At 71.1% G+C, this 17567-nt stretch carries 18 protein-coding genes; 14 read left to right on the plus strand and 4 right to left on the minus strand.

Annotated elements, in window-relative coordinates; genetic code table 11:
- The first annotated feature begins 32 nt into the window (after positions 1–32).
- The 3 genes from BLQ50_RS07765 to BLQ50_RS07775 are packed head-to-tail and all read left to right on the plus strand — an operon-like array spanning position 33 to position 2946.
- The gene (locus tag BLQ50_RS07765) at positions 33–893 is read left to right on the plus strand and encodes a hypothetical protein (RefSeq protein ID WP_093182679.1); all 861 of its coding nucleotides are present in this window, start codon (positions 33–35) and stop codon (positions 891–893) included.
- Positions 890–1885, plus strand: a complete 996-nt coding sequence (locus BLQ50_RS07770; protein WP_093182681.1) for a prephenate dehydratase — start codon at positions 890–892, stop codon at positions 1883–1885. Before BLQ50_RS07765 ends, BLQ50_RS07770 begins: the two co-directional genes overlap by 4 nt.
- On the plus strand, positions 1882–2946 hold the full coding sequence (locus BLQ50_RS07775) for a prephenate dehydrogenase (RefSeq protein WP_093183265.1): 1065 nt from the start codon (positions 1882–1884) through the stop codon (positions 2944–2946). The genes BLQ50_RS07770 and BLQ50_RS07775 overlap by 4 nt, the downstream gene beginning before the upstream one ends.
- A 103-nt stretch (positions 2947–3049) precedes the next feature.
- Here BLQ50_RS07775 and BLQ50_RS07780 read toward each other — a convergent pair whose 3' ends face one another.
- Positions 3050–3316, minus strand: coding sequence for a putative acetyltransferase (locus BLQ50_RS07780; RefSeq protein WP_245700988.1), 267 nt, complete (start codon positions 3314–3316; stop codon positions 3050–3052).
- 123 nt (positions 3317–3439) lie between these two features.
- Here BLQ50_RS07780 and fdxA point away from each other — a divergent pair, with 123 nt between their 5' ends.
- The 3 genes from fdxA (at position 3440) to BLQ50_RS07795 (ending at position 6462) form a co-directional block, all read left to right on the plus strand.
- Positions 3440–3757: a ferredoxin gene (fdxA, locus tag BLQ50_RS07785; protein ID WP_093182685.1), complete on the plus strand. Its 318-nt coding sequence runs from the start codon at positions 3440–3442 to the stop codon at positions 3755–3757.
- A gap of 13 nt (positions 3758–3770) precedes the next feature.
- On the plus strand, positions 3771–4940 hold the full coding sequence (gene dapC / locus BLQ50_RS07790) for a succinyldiaminopimelate transaminase (protein ID WP_093182687.1): 1170 nt from the start codon (positions 3771–3773) through the stop codon (positions 4938–4940).
- Positions 4941–5163: 223 nt separating this feature from the next.
- Positions 5164–6462, plus strand: coding sequence for a citrate synthase (locus BLQ50_RS07795; RefSeq protein ID WP_093182689.1), 1299 nt, complete (start codon positions 5164–5166; stop codon positions 6460–6462).
- 18 nt (positions 6463–6480) lie between these two features.
- On the opposite strand, the gene BLQ50_RS07800 is transcribed toward BLQ50_RS07795, so the two are convergent.
- Both BLQ50_RS07800 and dapD read right to left on the minus strand, forming a co-directional pair.
- Positions 6481–7458: a hypothetical protein gene (locus tag BLQ50_RS07800; RefSeq protein WP_139185783.1), complete on the minus strand. Its 978-nt coding sequence runs from the start codon at positions 7456–7458 to the stop codon at positions 6481–6483.
- A gap of 7 nt (positions 7459–7465) precedes the next feature.
- Positions 7466–8440: a 2,3,4,5-tetrahydropyridine-2,6-dicarboxylate N-succinyltransferase gene (gene dapD, locus BLQ50_RS07805; RefSeq protein ID WP_093182692.1), complete on the minus strand. Its 975-nt coding sequence runs from the start codon at positions 8438–8440 to the stop codon at positions 7466–7468.
- Positions 8441–8614: 174 nt separating this feature from the next.
- Between dapD and dapE the strand changes: the two genes are divergently transcribed.
- From dapE to BLQ50_RS07830, 5 genes are all read left to right on the plus strand, one after another.
- Positions 8615–9700, plus strand: coding sequence for a succinyl-diaminopimelate desuccinylase (dapE, locus tag BLQ50_RS07810; RefSeq protein ID WP_175559089.1), 1086 nt, complete (start codon positions 8615–8617; stop codon positions 9698–9700).
- Positions 9701–9841: 141 nt separating this feature from the next.
- Complete coding sequence (locus BLQ50_RS07815) at positions 9842–10651, plus strand: LOG family protein (protein WP_093182696.1); 810 nt, start codon at positions 9842–9844, stop codon at positions 10649–10651.
- Between the two features lie 2 nt (positions 10652–10653).
- Complete coding sequence (gene folP, locus BLQ50_RS07820; RefSeq protein WP_425424091.1) at positions 10654–11619, plus strand: dihydropteroate synthase; 966 nt, start codon at positions 10654–10656, stop codon at positions 11617–11619.
- 138 nt (positions 11620–11757) lie between these two features.
- On the plus strand, positions 11758–11925 hold the full coding sequence (locus tag BLQ50_RS07825) for a DUF3117 domain-containing protein (protein ID WP_083942151.1): 168 nt from the start codon (positions 11758–11760) through the stop codon (positions 11923–11925).
- A 2-nt stretch (positions 11926–11927) separates the two neighbouring features.
- Positions 11928–13535, plus strand: a complete 1608-nt coding sequence (locus tag BLQ50_RS07830) for a leucyl aminopeptidase family protein (RefSeq protein WP_093182698.1) — start codon at positions 11928–11930, stop codon at positions 13533–13535.
- A gap of 49 nt (positions 13536–13584) precedes the next feature.
- On the opposite strand, the gene BLQ50_RS07835 is transcribed toward BLQ50_RS07830, so the two are convergent.
- A complete protein-coding gene (locus tag BLQ50_RS07835; RefSeq protein WP_245701053.1) occupies positions 13585–14226 on the minus strand; it encodes an O-methyltransferase in 642 nt (213 codons plus the stop codon).
- 228 nt (positions 14227–14454) lie between these two features.
- On the opposite strand from BLQ50_RS07835, the gene sigE reads away from it, so the two are divergent.
- Genes sigE through BLQ50_RS07850 form a run of 3 tightly spaced genes read left to right on the plus strand, consistent with a single transcriptional unit; the run spans position 14455 to position 17566 of the window.
- Entirely contained in the window at positions 14455–15129 is a 675-nt protein-coding gene (gene sigE / locus BLQ50_RS07840) for an RNA polymerase sigma factor SigE (protein WP_093182702.1), read from the plus strand.
- 20 nt (positions 15130–15149) lie between these two features.
- Positions 15150–16139 carry an anti-sigma factor family protein gene (locus BLQ50_RS07845; RefSeq protein WP_139185784.1) on the plus strand — a complete coding sequence of 330 codons (990 nt, stop codon included), beginning with the start codon at positions 15150–15152 and terminating at the stop codon, positions 16137–16139.
- A complete protein-coding gene (locus BLQ50_RS07850) occupies positions 16136–17566 on the plus strand; it encodes a S1C family serine protease (RefSeq protein WP_093182705.1) in 1431 nt (476 codons plus the stop codon). Before BLQ50_RS07845 ends, BLQ50_RS07850 begins: the two co-directional genes overlap by 4 nt.
- The last annotated feature ends 1 nt before the right edge of the window (position 17567 follow it).

Genomic DNA, 17567 nt, shown 5'->3' on the forward strand with positions numbered 1-17567 from the left:
CCCATCGGCATGTCCACTGTTAGGAGCGAAGAATGCTCGGCAAGAGCGCGCGCGAGTCCGGTCCCCACGCACGTCTGGCGGCCGCGACGGGTGGGTGGGGCGAGGGTGACCTGCTCGACCTCGGGTCCACCACCGCGACCCTGGCCACGATCGCGAACATCGCCAACCTCGCGGCGGTCGTGCACATCGGCCATCCCGCCCAGCCCACGCCCGAGCTCGAACGGTCCCTGCTCTCGGGCGACCGGTCGCTCCTGCTCACGCAGGCCGTCGCGGTCTCCCCGGAGTGGGCCTGGGTAGGGCGCACCGCAGAGGCCAGCGGCACTGCGATCGTCGACGAGGCCGGGATGCGCGACTGCCGGCACGTGCTGCGGGCCATGGGCGTGAGCCCGCACCTGGTCCCCACGACCACCACGCTCACCGAGCGCATCGCCCTGGCCGGCGAGCACGGCACGCTCGTCGTGGAGCGCTCGATCATCCCGGCCGGATTCCAGGAGCTCCCGGGCAGCGCTCGCCTGGGCCAGGTCCCGCTCATCTGGTACGGACTGCTCCAGACCCACGAGACACTGACCCGCTTCGAGCGGCCCGCGCAGATCTGGCTCGCCTTCGGGCCGCGCGACGACCACCGCGGATCGCTCCAGGAGACCCTCGGTGTCATCGCCGCGACCGGGATCGATCTCCAGCACCTGCGCAGCCAGCGGTCACAGGCCGGACCGCACGTCTTCCTCACCTCCTTCACGTGCGTGAGCTCCGACGTCCTGGAGAGCCTGCTCACCGAGTTCACCGCGCGCGGCGTCGAGCACCGGGTGCTCGCGGTGCTGACCGGCCAGGAGTTTCTCCCCGGCCCGGACGCGCTGACGCCGGTCTGGGCGGCCGCCGAGGTCTTCGCCCGGTGACCGAGCCCGGCCTGCGCCTGGCCTACCTCGGGCCGGAGGGCACCTTCACCCACGAGGCGGCGTTGGGCTGGGCACGCAGCCTGGCCGCAGACCCGGAGAGCCCGTCGATCGACCTCGTGCCGCTGCGGACGGTCGCCGACGTCTACGCCCAGGTCGCCTCGGGCGAGGTGAGCCACGGCGTCGTGGCGATCGAGAACTCCGTCGAGGGCTACGTCGTCCCCTCCCTCGACGCGATCGTCGCGGCGCAGGACGTCGTGGCGATCGACGAGGCCTTTGTCACGATCACCTTCGACGCCTTCGCCTTGCCCGACGACGGCGGCCCCTTCATGCAGGTCTCGAGCCACCCGCACGGCCTGGCCCAGTGCCAGGACTTCATCGCCGAACGCTCCCTGGTGACCGTCCCGGCGACGTCGAACGCCGCGGCCTGCCGCGACATCGAGCCCGGCCAGCTGGCCCTCGGGCCGCGGATCTGCGGCGAGATCTACGGCTTGCGCACCCATACCCGGTCCGTCGAGGACTTCCGAGGTGCTCGGACCCGGTTCCTGCTGCTCACCAGCCGGACCGGCGCGGTCGAGGCCGGCGCCGCGGGCCTCGCGGCGTCGACCGGGCTCGCCACATCGACCGGCACCTCCGCTATCTGGCGCACCATGGTGGCGATCACCCCGCACATCACCGGACCCGGGGTGCTGGCGCGGATCACCGAGGCCTTCGGCTCGCTGGGCGTGAACATGTCGAGCCTGATCACCCGGCCGCTCAAAGCGCTCGAGGCGCGCTACGTCTTCATCGTCACGGTCGACGGCGCGCCGTGGGACGCCCCCGTGCGTAGCGTGCTCGAGGGCCTGCTGACAGCGGGCGACTCGGTCAAGACACTTGGCGTCTTCCCCTCCCGGGGCGAGCTCGACGAGACGGTCGAGGTGCACAGGGTCCCGGCCGGCAGCGTCCAGGCCGGCGCGGACGAGTCGGCGCTCCGGCGCGGGCTGCTGTGGGCATGACAGGCGCCCCCGGCCCCGCCCGGGTCGCGGTCCTCGGGCTGGGCCTGATCGGCGGGTCGGTGGCCCGACGGCTGCTCGACCGCGGCTGCGCGGTCGTCGGATGGGACCCGGACGGCGCGACCCGCGAGGCTGCGCGCACCCTCGGGATCGAGATCCTCACCGCGGTCCAGGACCTGGCCCGCGCCGACGCGGACCTCGTGGTCGTGGCTGTCCCGCTGCGCGCCGTCGACCAGACCGCCGAGCTGCTCGCGGGCATCCTCGGGCCCCAGACGGTGGTGACGGACGTGGCCAGCGTGAAGGCGCCGGTCCGGTCCGCCATGGACCGCGTGGGCCTGGGCGCGCAGTACGTCGGCGCGCACCCGATGGCCGGGACCGAGCACAGCGGCTTCGACGCCTCGAGCGGTGACCTGCTGAGCGGCGTCCGGTGGGCGGTCACCCTCGACGAGGCGACCTCCGAGCGGGCGTTCCTCATGGTCGCGGCGCTGATCACAGGCGCCTTCGACGGGGTCGTCTTCCCCCTCACCGACGACGTGCACGACGAGGCTGCGGCGCTGATCAGCCACGTCCCCCACGTCGTGGCGACCGAGCTGCTCAACCTCGTGGCCCATGCGGAGATCCGTCCGGTCGCGGTGGGCCTGGCCGCCGGGAGCTTCCGGGACGGCACCCGCGTCGCCCGCACCACCCCACGACGCACGCAGGCGATGGTCACCGACAATGCGGCCTGGGTCGCGCCCGTGCTACGCCGCGCGATCGCGGACCTCACCCGCCTCGCGCAGTCGCTCGAGTCGAACGGACCGACCGATGAGTTCTTCGACCGCGCGGACCTCCTGCGTGACGACGGCGATGGCGGCTCCGCCACGAACGGCCGCACGGCCGCCGGCACTGACACCGAACTCACCACGAACAGCGAGTCCGAGCCCGAGTCGGAGTCTGTGCGGACCATCCGCCTGGCGGACCTGCCCAGCTGGCAGCGTGAGCTGACCCGCCTGGGTGCGCTCGGCGCCCGCGTGCTAGAGGCCGACCCGATTCGAGGCACCGTGCTCGTCGTAGCGCCAAACTGAGCCCGCTCTGTATCGGCCGAACTCGTAGATCGCGCGCCGAGCTCGTGAGAGAGGACCGTTTCTCGGGCTCGTAGGCCGGTAGCTCACGAGTTCGATGACCCGATCACGAGCGGGGGCGTCGCCGCGGGGGAGCCGGCGGGATCGGCTTGCCCGTCGCGATCTCGTCCCCGGGGACGTCGACCAGGCCGGTCCGGGTCTCGAGCCGGACGCCGTCCGGCGTGACCTCCAGGACCGTGCCCAGCAGGTCTGTGAACAGATGCGACGAACCCGCAGGAAGGGTCCTGCGGATCATCACCCGGGTGCCCGGAGCCCAGGCGAGCCAGGGCGGGGAGGATGGCTGCGGATCGGGTGCGGATGTTAGATAGTTCACAGGACCTCGAGTAGTCACAGGGTGGGCACCTAGATCGTGCGCACGCAATCTAGGCGATACTAGAGTCCCATGCCGTTCGGCGTGGGAAGTCGTCTGGACTCGCCCTCCGGGAAGGACCACGAAGTGACCTACGTGATCGCTCAGCCTTGTGTCGATGTCAAGGACAAGGCGTGCATCGAAGAGTGTCCCGTGGACTGCATCTATGAGGGCAAACGATCCCTGTACATCCACCCGGACGAGTGCGTCGACTGCGGCGCCTGCGAGCCGGTGTGCCCGGTCGAGGCCATCTACTACGAGGACGACGTCCCCGAGGAGTGGTCGGAGTACTACAAGGCGAACGTCGAGTTCTTCGACGACCTCGGCTCCCCGGGCGGCGCCGCGAAGATGGGCATGATCGACAAGGATCACCCGATCATCGCCGTGCTTCCCCCGCAGGCCTGACGGCGCCCGCCCCGTGGGTTTTGCCGACCTGAGCGACCTCGTCTTTCCGTGGGACACGCTGGTCCCCGCCGCTCGGCGCGCGCGGTCCCACCCGGACGGGATCGTCGACCTCTCCGTGGGGACCCCCGTCGACCCGACGCCGGAGATCATCCAGCGTGCGCTCGCCGGCGCGGGCGACTCCCACGGCTACCCCACGACCCACGGGACGACCGCGCTGCGCGAAGCCGTCGCCGGCTGGTTCGACCGGCGACGCGGCGTGCCCGGCCTCGACCCGGCCGCGGTCCTACCGACCATCGGCTCCAAGGAGCTGGTCGGCCTGCTCCCGTCCCTGCTCTCCCTGGGCCCCGGCGACACGGTCGTGCACCCCGCGATCGCCTACCCGACGTACGACGTCGGCGCGCGCCTCGCGGGGGCGACCCCGCTCCCGGCGACGCGGGTCGGCGACTGGGCGGACCGCCCCGACGTCAAGCTCGTCTGGGTGAACTCCCCGGCTAACCCCACCGGTGCGGTGCTCTCAATCGACGAGCTCACCGAGATCGTCGCGGCCGCGCGCAAGATCGGCGCGATCGTCGTCAGCGACGAGTGCTACGCCGAGCTGGCCTGGGACGAGAGCTGGGTGAGCTCCGGCGTACCGAGCATCCTCGACCCACGGGTCAACGGCGGCTCCCACGAGGGTCTGCTCGCCGCCTACTCCCTGTCCAAGCAGTCCAACCTCGCCGGATACCGGGCCGCCTTCGTCGCGGGGGATGGCGCCCTGGTCGGACGGCTGCTCGAGCTGCGCAAGCACCTCGGCATGATCGTGCCCGCCCCCGTGCAGGCTGCGATGACCGTCGCACTGACCGACGACGCGCACGTCGCTGCCCAGCGGGAGATCTACCGACGCCGCCGCGAGATCATGCTGGCTGCCCTCCACGGGGCCGGGATGGTTGTGGACCACTCCCAGGCCGGGCTGTACCTGTGGACCCGCCCCGCGGAGTTGGCAGCGGCGTCCGCAGCGGACAGTGCCGCGGATCCTGCTGAGCGCCCCGGCGCGTGGGCGACCGTCGAATCCTTCGCCGAGCGGGGGATCCTCGTCGCACCGGGGACGTTCTACGGGGCCGCGGGGGCCGGGCACGTGCGCGTGGCCCTGACGGCCACCGACGAGCGCATCGAGGCCGCGGCGGCACGCCTGGCGGAGACATGAGCCCCTCATGACCCCTTGCACTGTGTCCTGGATCACTTCACAACTGGGCCTTTAGGCCCTTCACGAATTGGGCACCTGCGCGTGGGGCAGGTACCGTCGACTAGGGCCAGCGTCGTCCTCCGCGAGGACTGACTCAGGCGCTCCGCGGCGCTTAACAGAGCGTCGACATGGCAGGAGCACCGCTCCACCCGACCAGGGTGCGAAGTGCAGCAGGAAGGAAGACATGTCGAACACCCAGCAGGCTGCGGTCGAACTCACCGTCGGAGACAGGTCCCTGAACCTTCCGGTCGTCCCGGCGACCGAGGGGAACGACGGGATCGTCGTCTCCTCGCTCTTGAGAGAGACCGGGATGGTCACCGTCGACCCCGGCTTCATGAATACCGCCTCGTGCGAGTCGCAGATCACCTACATCGACGGCGATGCCGGGATCTTGCGCTACCGGGGCTATCCGATCGGCGAGCTCGCCGAGAAGTCGACGTTCCTCGAGGTCGCGTACCTGCTCATCCACGGCGAGCTGCCCTCGCCCGCCGAGCACGACGCCTTCGTCGAGCGGGTCAACCGTCACACCCTCGTGCACGAGGACTTCCGCACGCTCATGGGGACGTTCCCGCGCACCGGGCATCCGATGGCCGTCATGGCCTCGGCGGTCAATGCGCTCTCGACGTTCTACCCCGAGGCGCTCGACCCCTTCAACGACGAGACGATCGAGCTCGCCACGGTGCTGCTGCTGGCCAAGGCCCGCACCATCACGTCCTACCTGCACCGCCGCCGGGTCGGTGAGCCGCTGCTCTATCCCGACTACTCCCGCGGCTACGTCGACGACTTCCTGCGGATGACCTTCGCGGTCCCGTACCAGCAGTACGAGTCCGACCCCACGATCGTCGACGCCCTCGACAAGCTGCTCATCCTGCACGCCGACCACGAGCAGAACTGCTCCACGTCGACCGTGCGGATCGTCGGCTCGAGCCAGGCGAACGTCTTCGCCTCGGTCGCCGCGGGCATCAACGCGCTGTCCGGGCCGCTGCACGGCGGGGCGAACGAGTCCGTCCTGAAGATGCTCCAGTCGATCCAGTCCTCCGACTTCACGGTCGAGCAGTTCATGGCCAAGGTCAAGGACAAGGAGGACGGCGTCCGGCTCATGGGCTTCGGGCACCGGGTCTACAAGAACTACGACCCGCGTGCCGCGATCGTCAAGAAGAGCGCGGACGCGGTCCTGTCCACGCTGGGCAAGCGGGACGAGCTGCTCGACATCGCGCTCCAGCTCGAGGAGATCGCGCTCAGCGACGACTACTTCATCGAGCGCAAGCTCTACCCGAACGTGGACTTCTACACGGGCCTCATCTACAAGGCCATGGGCTTCGAGCCCGCGATGTTCACGCCGCTCTTCGCCCTGGGCCGGATGCCCGGGTGGATCGCCCAGTGGCGCGAGATGATGAAGGACCCGCAGACGAAGATCGGCCGCCCGCGCCAGATCTACACCGGCGCGACCGAGCGCGGCTACGTGGACCTGTCCGCTCGGTGACAGCCCGCTGATCTGGGCCTACCGGACGGCGAGGGTGAGCAGCACGCTGGACTCTGCCAGCGTGGGTGCACCCTCGCCGTCCGACGTCTCTGCGCCGATCTGGTCGGTCGACCACGTGCCGTCGTCGCGTGACCACACGTGTCCGCCGACCGTCACCGACTCCACGCCGGTGGCCTGCGCCGAGGCCACACCCCACTGGGCGAGGGCCCACGCGAGCCGGCCCACGTCGTCGGACGTGGGGGCCAGCGAGGTGACGTCGACGACGATCGAGGCGGCTCCCTGCTCGGTGATCGCCAGGTCGCCGAAGTCGCGGGCGACACGCTCGCTCAGGGTGGCGCGGGCGGACGCGATCGCGGCTGGGTCGCCCGCGGCGACCGGATCTGCCTCGGTCAACGTGCACACGACGCTCGCCTGGTTCTGCCCGGTGAGGCCGGCCGCCCACGCCCGGGAGCGGACCTCGTGCTGGGCGTAGGCGTCCGGGAAGCCGGAGCGTTGGACGGCCTGGGCGGCCTCGGTCACAGGCAGCTCGGTGTACCCGGGCACCTTCTCCAGGCCGTCGAAGAACGCATTCGTGGAGAAGACCGGGTCCATGATCTCCTCGACCGTGCCCCAGCCCTGGGACGTTCGCTGCTGGAACAGGCCAACGGAGTCACGGTCGCCGTAGTCGATGTTGACCAGCTTCGACTCCTGCAGAGCCGTGGCCAGGGCGATCGTCGCCGCCCGCGCGGGCATCTCGCGGCGCAGCGACACAGCGGTGATCAGCGCGGCGTTGTCGGCCTGGGCGGGGGAGAGCCGCCACGTGGCGCCGTCGAGGGCCGCCGTGCAGTCCTGGCGGGGCGCGGCCTGCGGGGTGGTCTGCTGGAGCAGCAGCACGACCCCGCCGACCGCGACCGCTACGACGACCACGCCCGCTCCCGCGGTGCGCAGCGCGCGTCGTCGGGCATTGCGGGCAGAGCGGACCGAACGGGCAGAGCGAGCCGAGCGGGCATGGGGCACGGCGGTCTCAGTTCGCGTGCAGCGCTGCGTTGAGCTCGATGCCGACGCCCGCACGGGAGACCGCCTCGACGCCCCCTGTGAGTGAGTTGCGGCGGAAGAGCAGGTTGTTCTGGCCGGAGAGCTCGCGGGCCTTGACCACGCGCGGCGCCGAGCCGTCGGCGCCCGAGCCGACGAGCGTGACCTTGGTGCCCGCGGTCACGTACAGCCCGGACTCCACGATGCAGTCGTCGCCCAGCACGATCCCCAGGCCTGCGTTGGCGCCGAGCAGTGACCGCTGACCGATCGAGATGACCTCGCGGCCGCCCCCCGAGAGCGTCCCCATGATCGACGCGCCGCCACCGATGTCGGTCCCGTCGCCGACGACGACACCCGCGGACACCCGGCCCTCGACCATCGAGGTGCCGAGCGTGCCGGCATTGAAGTTCACGAAGCCCTCGTGCATGACGGTCGTGCCCGGGGCGAGGTGCGCGCCCAGGCGCACCCGGTCGGCATCGGCGACCCGCACGCCCGGGGGGACGACGTAGTCGACCATGCGGGGGAACTTGTCGACGCTGAGCACCGTGACCGGGCCGCGGGCCCGCAGCCGCAGCCGGGTGGCCTCGAAGTCGTCGACCGCGCACGGGCCGTGGTTGGTCCACACGACGTTGGCGAGGACACCGAACATCCCGTCGAGGTTCTGCTCGTGGGGTGCCACGAGGCAGTGCGAGAGCAGGTGCAGGCGCAGGTAGGCATCCGCGGCGTCGGCGGGCGCCTCGTCGAGGTCGATCTCGGTGCGCACGACGACGAGCTCGACCGCGCGAGCGTCGTCGCGGCCGGCCAGAGCCGCGAGATCGGACGGGGCGGCTGAGTTGTCGGTGCCCTCAGGGGCGTCGGTGGCGCGGCCGAGGGACGGGTGGGGGTACCAGACGTCCAGGGTGGTTCCGGACGTGGTCACGGTGGCTAGGCCGAAAGCCCAGGCCGTGCGCGGCGTGGAAGAAGTCATGCGGCCAAACCTATCGCGAGAGCCGGCCGACGGGGGTTGTGGGATTGACCAAAGTGCGGTGTTCTCGGTTGGTATCACCGCCGATCAGCGCGGTATGGTCGCAAGGTGCCCGCCTACGAGAGTCCTGCCGAGTCCGCCCAGCCCACAGCGACGGGAGGTGAGGGCGTACCGGTCGTGCACCCGCTCGAGCTGACCTCCGGCGTCGTGAAGCTGACCCGGACGCTGTGCGACGTGCCGTCGGTGAGCGGGGACGAGTCCCTCATCGCCGACCTCATCGAGACCGCGCTGCGCGAGCTCGGGCACCTCGAGGTGGTGCGCAACGCCAACGCGATCGTGGCCCGGACGACGCTCGGGCGGGCCCAGCGGGTGGTCGTGGCCGGCCACATCGACACCGTCCCGATCGCGAACAACCTCCCGGTGCGGGTGGTCGGCGAGGGGGCCTACCGCGAGCTCTGGGGTCGCGGGACGGTCGACATGAAGGGCGGCGTGGCCGTCCAGCTCGCCCTCGCGGCCGAGCTGGTCGCACCGACCCGGGACGTCACCTGGGTGTTCTACGACAACGAAGAGGTCGCTTCGACCCTCAACGGGCTGGGCCGGCTCTCCCGCGAGGCACCCGAGCTGCTGCACGCCGACTTCGCGGTCCTGTGCGAGCCGACGGCCGCCGGCATCGAGGGTGGCTGCAACGGGACCGTGCGCGTGCACGTGCGGGTCCCGGGGGAGACCGCGCACTCGGCGCGATCCTGGATGGGCACGAACGCCATCCACGCCGCGAGCGAGGTGCTCAACCGCCTCGCCGCCTACCAGCCGGCGTCGATCGAGGTGGACGGGCTGGTCTACCGCGAGGGGATGAACGCCGTCGGCATCCGCGGCGGGGTGGCCGGCAACGTCATCCCGGACGAGTGCGTTGTCACCGTGAACTTCCGCTTCGCCCCCTCCCGCTCTGTTGCGGAGGCGGTGGACCACGTCCGCTCGCTGTTCCACGGCTTCGAGGTCACAGTCGACGACGCGGCCCCGGGCGCCCGCCCCGGCCTCGATGCGCCCCTGGCCGCGGAGTTCACCGAGGCGGTGCTCGCGCTGACCGGCGGGGTGCCCGCACCCAAATACGGTTGGACCGACGTCGCGCGCTTCGCCGAGCTGGGGATACCCGCGGTGAACTTCGGCCCCGGCGACCCGCTCCTGGCCCACAAGGACAACGAGCACTGCCCCGCGTCCCAGATCGAGATCTGCTACACAGCCCTCCGCGCCTGGCTCACGGCGTGACCCCACCCGCCCCCCGCCCCCACTCGTCCCGGTCCCTCCGCTGAGTGCACGATTTTGTACGCGACACGCCGGGGCGACACGCGTATTTTCGTGCACTCAGCGGGGGCGGGGCGGGGTGGGTGAGAGGTTAGGCTCGGGAGCATGACTGATGAGGGAATGGCGCAGGTCGGCAAGGGATACCGCAAGGGACCGGTCCTCCTTCGGGGGGAACAGATTCCGGTCGAGACGACCGATCAACGGCTCCTCGACAGCCAGCACGACACCGACTGGGTGCACTCCGACCCGTGGCGGGTCATGCGCATCCAGAGCGAGTTCGTCGAGGGCTTCGGTGCCCTCGCCGAGGTCGGACCCGCCGTGAGCGTCTTCGGCTCGGCCCGCACCAAGCCCGACCACGACGACTACGCGATCGCGGAGAGGGTGGGCCGCGGTCTTGTCGAGAACGGCTTCGCCGTCATCACCGGCGGCGGCCCAGGCGTCATGGAGGCGGCCAACAAGGGCGCCCGTGAGGCCGGCGGGCTGTCGATCGGCCTCGGTATCGAGCTGCCCTTCGAACAGGGCATGAACGAGTGGGTCGACCTCGGCGTCAACTTCCGGTACTTCTTCGCCCGCAAGACGATGTTCGTCAAGTACGCCTCCGGCTTCGTCGTGCTGCCCGGCGGCTTCGGCACCCTCGACGAGCTCTTCGAGGCGTTCACCCTCGTCCAGACGCACAAGGTCACCGAGTTCCCGATCGTGCTCGTCGGCTCCGACTACTGGACCGGGTTGCTGGACTGGCTCAGCTCGGCGGTCGTCGATCGCGGGATGATCAGCCCCAAGGACCTGAATATCTTCACGATCGTCGACGACGCCGACGAGGCGGTCCGGATCGTCACCGCCCGCGTCGCCGAGCTCAAGCAGCACACGGCGGACCCGCTGCACGCCGCCGAACCGATGGGCGACGTCGTCGAGTGAGCCTGCCAGATTCGCCACTGAGCCAAGGCCAAGGCCAAGGCCGAGGCCCGGTCCCGCACCGTGCGCCGCCGCTCGTGCTGCGCGGCCGGCAGGTGGGCGCCGCCGCCCCGGCGATCATGGCGATCGTCAATCGCACGACCGACTCCTTCTACGCCGGGGCCCGCCAGTTCGACGACGGCGCGGCCCTCGCGGCCGTCGAGCTCGCCCTCACCGAGGGGGCCGAGATCGTCGACATCGGGGGAGTGCGCGCGGGAACTGGACCCGAGGTGACTTCAGCCGAGGAGATCCGTCGGATCGTGCCCTTCGTGGAACGAGTCCGCGCGGAGTTCCCCGAGCTGCTGGTCAGCGTCGACACCTGGCGCTCGGAGGTGGCCCGAGAGGCCGTCGGCGTGGGCGCCGACCTGCTCAACGACACCTGGGCCGGGCACGACCCGACCCTCGTCGAGGTCGCGGGCGAGCTCGGCGTCGGCGTCGTGTGCTCCCACACCGGTGGCGCGGCGCCTCGCACCGACCCGTTCAGGGTGAGCTACCCGCTCGCCCCGGGCAGCCCCGCCGGGACCGACCCGCGCGACGGCGTCATCCAGTCTGTCCTGGCCACTCTCGCAGCGGCAGCCCAGCGGGCGCTCGACTGCGGGGTCGCCCGCGAGTCGATCCTCGTCGACCCGACCCACGACTTCGGCAAGAACACGTGGCACTCTCTGCACCTCGTGCGCAGCACCGGCCGGCTGGTGGACCTCGGGTTCCCGGTCCTCATGGCGCTGTCCCGCAAGGACTTCGTCGGGGAGACCCTGGACCTGCCCGCCGACGAACGGCTCGAAGGGACGCTCGCCGCGACGGCCGTAGCCGCCTGGCTCGGCGCGGCGGTCTTCCGCGCGCACGACGTCCGCTCGACCCGACGGGTGCTCGACATGACCGCGGCGATCCGCTCAGACCTGGCCCCCGCACGGGTGCTCCGGGGTATCGAATGACCATCTGCGGCGCCTGGTGACCTGAATATTCGTCCCAGGAACGTGTTCTCGGCGAGCGAGGGCGCAGGTCACACCTGGGGTGAACTAGAATATGGGCTGAAGACTGACGGCGGTATCGACGGAAATGGAGAGCCACCAATGGCTGCGATGAAGCCCCGGACGGGTGATGGCCCACTCGAGGTCACGAAGGAAGGCCGCGGAATCGTCATGCGGGTTCCGCTCGAGGGCGGTGGCCGCCTCGTGGTCGAGCTCAATGCCGTCGAGGCGAGCGAGCTGGGCGAGGCGCTGCAGGCGGTCGTGGGCTGACCGTGTCCCCTCGGACCGGTTTTTCCTCTCACGCCGCGGCTCAGGCCGCAGAGAGCTTTGTCGGACGGCCCGTTCCCGAGGTCGTCAGCGCGGCGGGAACGATTGCGAGCTGTACGTTCCTCGACTCCGGTGACGTCGACGCGATCGCGGTCGCGATCGGCGCGCCGGTCGAGGGGGACGACGAGCTCCAGCCGCGCGCCGGAACGGTTGACGCCTCTGCGCGCTATGGCATCGACCTCGCGGAGCTCGCCGAGCGTGCGGCGTTCAACGGCTCCGCGGGCACGACCCACACGATCGACCTGCCCACCGCCCACGCGGGGACGGCTCAGGCGCTGCCGTGGGCCGGCCTGGCCCAGCGCATCATCTTCGTCGGGGTGGGCCAGTCCTCGACGACCGACCTGCGCCGCGCCGGCGCGGCGCTGGCCCGCGCGACCACGGGCCTGGCCCGTGTCGTGTCCCCGATCGCCGCGGGTGCGTCCGACGACGACGCCCGGGCCCTCATCGAGGGATATCTCCTCGCCTCCTACACTCCGCCACGGCTGTCCTCGGCCAAGCCCGCACGCGTGCCGGCCGACCAGCTCGTGCTGCTCGGGGAGGTGCCCGACCGCGTGATCGACGTCGCCTCGCGTCATGCGTGGGCGACATGGCTGGTCCGAGACCTCACGAGCACACCGTCCAACATCAAGACCCCCCAGTGGTTCGCCGAGCGCGCAGACGAGCTCGCCGAGGCCGAGGGGCTCGAGGTCATCATCTGGGACGAGGCCGCGTTGGCCCGTGACGGCTTCGGCGGGATCCTCGCCGTGGGCGCAGCGTCCGCCAGCCCCCCGCGGCTCGTGACGATCGGCTACACGCCCTTCGACGCCGACGTCGCCGCCCGGGCCAGCCACGTCGTGATCGTCGGCAAGGGCATCACGTACGACACCGGCGGCCTCTCGATCAAGCCCCGCGAGGCCATGGTCCCGATGAAGACGGACATGGCCGGGGCCGCAGTCGCGCTCGCCGCCGTGCTCGGCGCGTCACAGGCCCGCAGCCCGCATCGCGTGACCGCGGTGCTGCCGCTCGCCGAGAACCACGTCGGCGCGGACTCCTACCGCCCCGGGGACGTGCTCACGCTGCGCGGGGGGACCCGCGTCGAGATCGCGAACACCGATGCCGAGGGGCGCATCGTGCTGGCCGACGCCCTCGCCTATGCCGACGCCGAGCTCGCTCCCGACCTGCTGATCGACGTGGCCACCCTCACCGGAGCCGCGAGCGTCGGCCTGGGGCGCTCTCACGCCGCACTGTTCAGCGCCGACGCCGATCTGGTCACCGCCTTCGAGGAGGCGGCCCGCGGCTCAGGTGAGCGGGTGTGGCAGCTGCCCCTGGTCGAGGACTATCTCCCCGCGCTGCGCTCGGAGGTGGCCGACCTGCGCCACGTTCCGATCAAGGCAGCCGGGGGCGGTGCGATCACCGCGGCGCTGTTCCTGCGCGAGTTCACGGGCTCACGCCGCTGGGTTCATCTGGATATCGCCGGACCGGCGCGCTCCACCTCCGCCGCCCACGAGGTCACCAAGGGAGCCACCGGCTACGGTGCGCGGCTGCTCCTGCGGTTCATCGACGCACTCGCCTGAGCTGGCTCATCGGGTCGTTCGGCTGACCTCGCTCGTAGGCTCGGCTGGTTCAGGAATCCGCGCGGCGGACCGCCACGAGCAGGCCGTCGCCCACCGGGAGCAGAGCTGGCAGCACCCGCTCGTCGTCGCGCAGCTGGCGACCGACGTCGCGGACCGCGGTCGTGCCAGGGTCACGGCGGGCCGGGTCGGCGACCTGCCCACCCCACAGGGCGTTGTCGACGACGAGCAGCCCCCCCGCGCGGAGCAGCCGCAGGGCCTGGTCGACGTAGGCGGCGCAGCTCGTCTCGGCTGCGCTGACGAAGACGAGGTCGTAGGCAGCGTCAGTGAGCCTGGGCAGCACGTCAAGGGCGCGACCGGAGATGGTGCGGGTCCGCGGGGCGCGGATCCCGGCCTCGGCGAAAGCCTTCTTCGCGGCGCGCTGGTGCTCGACCTCGACATCGATCGTGGTGAGGACGCCGTCGTCGTCCATACCGCGGAGCATCGCGAGGCTCGCCACACCCGTCCCGGTCCCCACCTCGACGACGGCGCGTGCACCCACCGCGGCCGTCAGCACCGTCAGCGCAGCGGCCCCGCCGGGCAGGATCGAGTAGCAGCCGAGCTGTGCGGCGCGGTCACGGGCACCGAGGACGACCGGGTCCTCAGCGATGAAGTCTTCGGCGTACGCCCAGCTCTGAGCTCTGTCGGCGGAAATGGTGCCCTCCAAGGGTGATAGGCGCAGACGCGGGTCTGAGGCGATGCTACCGTCGCAACCCGCCCGCGGCAGATTGCTGACCAGCGCGCCCACCTGCGCACTCAGCGCCGGGCTTGTCCGCACGATCAGCATCGTGCCCACCGGTTCTGCTGTGCGTACCCGGTGAAGGTTCCCAGCGGATGGGACAGGAATGAGACAACGACCCGCAGTTGCTGGGACACTGAGTGGGTGCTCGAATCCGATGTTTCTGCTCCTGACCGCGCGCACGACCGAACGGCGGCCACAGTCGCGCCCTGGGAACCGCCAAGCTGGAAGTCGATCGTCGAGGACCACTCCGCCCGCGTGTACCGGCTGGCCTACCGGCTCACCGGCAACCAGCACGACGCCGAGGACCTGACCCAGGAGGTCTTCATCCGGGTGTTCCGCTCGCTCCAGAACTTCACCCCCGGGACTTTCGAGGGGTGGCTGCACCGGATCACGACCAACCTGTTCCTGGACCAGGCGCGCCGCAAGCAGCGCATCCGGATGGACGCGATGGGCGACGACGCCGCGATGTACCCGGCCCAGGGCGACCTGCACGACCCCGAGCGCGGCTACGCCCACGCCAACCTCGACCACGACATCCAGCGGGCGCTCGACGCGCTCACCCCCGAGTACCGCGCCGCCGTCGTGCTGTGCGACATCGAGGGGCTCTCCTATGAGGAGATCGCGGTCACGCTCGGGATCAAGCTGGGGACCGTGCGGTCTAGGATCCACCGCGCTCGGGCTCAGCTGCGCCTGCTGCTCGCCCACCGCGCGCCGGTGCGCCCCGGAGGTGGCGTCGAGCTCACTAAGATCAACCCCCTCGACGAGCTCGCGGCGGCGGAGAACGCGACCGCCCGGTCCGCCGGCGGGGCTGCGTGAGTGCCCATCTGGGCTCACGGGTGAGTTCTCTCGTCGACGGCCAGCTCGATGCGGCGGCTACCGACCGAGCGGTTTCTCACCTGGCGGGCTGTATGGACTGCGCGGACGAGGTGCGCTCGGCGCGGGCCACCCGGCGCGTGCTGAGCAGCGGGCTGGGCGACGTCTGTCCGGCTCCGGAGTTCATGAACCGGCTGCTCGCGCTCGCCGCCCAGACCGAGCCGGTCGCCCACGGTGGGGGAGCGGCGGGCGTGGTGGGCGCGGCCGTGCGCTTCGCCGAGCCGCAGCGACTGCCACCGCGGTGGCAGGCCCTGTGCGGGGACCTGCCGAGCGGTGACCTGTCTCTCGGCGGCCCGCCGCGCGCCGTGCTGCGGCGCCGACGCCGGGTTGTGGCGGCGGCGCTCGTCGCGACCGGGGTGGCCGCCTCGGGGCTCTTTGCACTCGGCTCACGCCCGGTTGTGACTCCCGCCCGGTACCCGGCGGACGCCTTCACCGCGCTCGCTGGGGCGGTCCAGTGGACCCCGGACGTGAGCCCGGCCGTCGTGACGGCGAGCGCCGGCGATGGCTCCGACTGGGCTGATGGGCCTGGCGGCTACGACCACGAGGTGCTGGAGTGGATGCAGGTCGAGGGCTGGCCCCGGCCGGACGCGCTGCCGGCGGGTCTGCAGGTCCGGTCGCTGCGCTTCACCGGCTCGGACGCGACGGTGCTTGAGGTGGACCTGGAGAGCCCGATCGGTGACGTGGTGATCCGCGAGCAGAAGGGGCAGCTGTCCCCGATCCTGCTCGACGAGCTGGAGAGCGTCGCGGTTGGCGGCTCTCCGGTGTACGTGATCTCGGCCGAGCCGCTGCACCTGGTGTGGCAGTCCTCGGACACCGTGATCGACCTGGTCTCAGCGGCTTCCCTGGACGACGTGCTACAACTTGTCTCCACGTTCTCGGTCGACGAGTTCGACACGGGGTTCCAGGCGCGCGTCGAGCGCGGCTGGTCCACACTGACAGGAGTGCTCTCGTGACTGAGCAGAACCCCGCCGAGCCTCAGCCTGCTCAGCCTGAGCTCGCTCAGCCGCAGCAGCCCGCTCAGCTGCCGCCGGTGCCGCTGCCGCCGGGGCATGGTGCACCGTCGTTCGCTGCGCCGTCGAACAGTGCCTCGCCCTACGTGCCGCAGCCGGAACACTCCCGCTATGCACCGGCCGGTGCGGTGGGCGAGCAGCCCGAACCAGGCGTCGATCCCGCCAACCAGAGCGTTGGCCAGCCCGATCCCGCGGCCGAGCAGTGGACGGGAGTGCAGGCCTGGTTCGAGCAGAGCGGGGAGACGGGGGAACCGGCCACGCCGAAGACGTCCCGCCGGAAGGCTGTCGGCGCCGGGACAGTAGGCGCACTGCTGGTGGGCGCGCTCGTGATGGGCGCGGTCGGTGGCATCGCCGGTCAGCGTGCCTGGGACCACTTCGATACCAACCCGGGGCAGCCGCTGCCGACCATCTCGGCCAACCCTGACATCACCCGACCGGACGGGTCGATCGCGGACATCGCGGCGACCGTCGCGCCGAGCGTCGTCTCGATCCACGTCGCGGGAGCGGACGGACAGGGCACCGGCTCTGGCTTCATCATCCGTGAGGACGGCTACATCCTCACCAACAACCACGTGATCGCCGGCGCGGTGCCCACGGGGACCATCCGGGTGACCTTCGTCGACGGGTCGGAGGAGGAGGCCACGCTCATCGGGCGGACCTCCGACTATGACCTGGCGGTCATCCGCGTCGATCGCGACGGTCTCACACCGCTTGTCCTCGGCGACTCCGACTCCGTTGTCGTGGGGGACCCGGTGATCGCGATCGGCGCTCCCCTCGGCCTGGACGGAACGGTCACGAGCGGCATCATCAGTGCGCTGAACAGGCCCGTCACGGCCGGGGACAGCGCGGACACGGCGTTCATCAACGCGCTCCAGACGGACGCGGCGATCAACCCCGGCAACTCCGGGGGACCGCTGGTCAACGGATCGGGCGAAGTGATCGGCATCAACTCCGCGATCGCCCAGCCACCCGGTACGTTCGCGGCAGGCAACATCGGGCTCGGCTTCGCGATCGGGTCGAACCAGGCGCGCCGCACCGCCGACGAGATCATCGCGACCGGGTCCGCGACCTATCCGATCATCGGCGTTCTGCTCGACTCCGCCTACGACGGCGAGGGCGTCCAGGTCGTCACCTCGGCCCAGAACGGGCAGCCCGCGGTCACCCCGGGCGGCCCGGCGGAGACTGCTGGCATCAAAGCAGGGGACGTGATCCTCGCGGTCGACGGCCGGCCCGTGACCCAGTCCGACCAGCTCATCGTGGCCATCCGCGCGAAGGCGCCGGGGGACACTGTTGTACTACGCGTGCGCACGGGCGATGATGAGCGTGACGTCTCGATCGTGCTCGACACGGCAACCAGCAAGGAAGACTGAC

The sequence above is a fragment of the Sanguibacter gelidistatuariae genome (assembly GCF_900096585.1).
Taxonomy (GTDB): domain Bacteria; phylum Actinomycetota; class Actinomycetes; order Actinomycetales; family Cellulomonadaceae; genus Sanguibacter; species Sanguibacter gelidistatuariae.

What these genes read in the sequence shown, in the direction of transcription:
- BLQ50_RS07765 (WP_093182679.1), top strand. Translation starts at nt 33, where the DNA reads ATGCTCGGCAAGAGCGCGCGCGAGTCCGGTCCCCACGCACGTCTGGCG.
- BLQ50_RS07775 (WP_093183265.1), top strand. Translation starts at nt 1,882, where the DNA reads ATGACAGGCGCCCCCGGCCCCGCCCGGGTCGCGGTCCTCGGGCTGGGC.
- BLQ50_RS07795 (WP_093182689.1), top strand. Translation starts at nt 5,164, where the DNA reads ATGTCGAACACCCAGCAGGCTGCGGTCGAACTCACCGTCGGAGACAGG.
- dapD (WP_093182692.1), bottom strand. Translation starts at nt 8,440, where the DNA reads ATGACTTCTTCCACGCCGCGCACGGCCTGGGCTTTCGGCCTAGCCACC.
- BLQ50_RS07815 (WP_093182696.1), top strand. Translation starts at nt 9,842, where the DNA reads ATGACTGATGAGGGAATGGCGCAGGTCGGCAAGGGATACCGCAAGGGA.
- BLQ50_RS07825 (WP_083942151.1), top strand. Translation starts at nt 11,758, where the DNA reads ATGGCTGCGATGAAGCCCCGGACGGGTGATGGCCCACTCGAGGTCACG.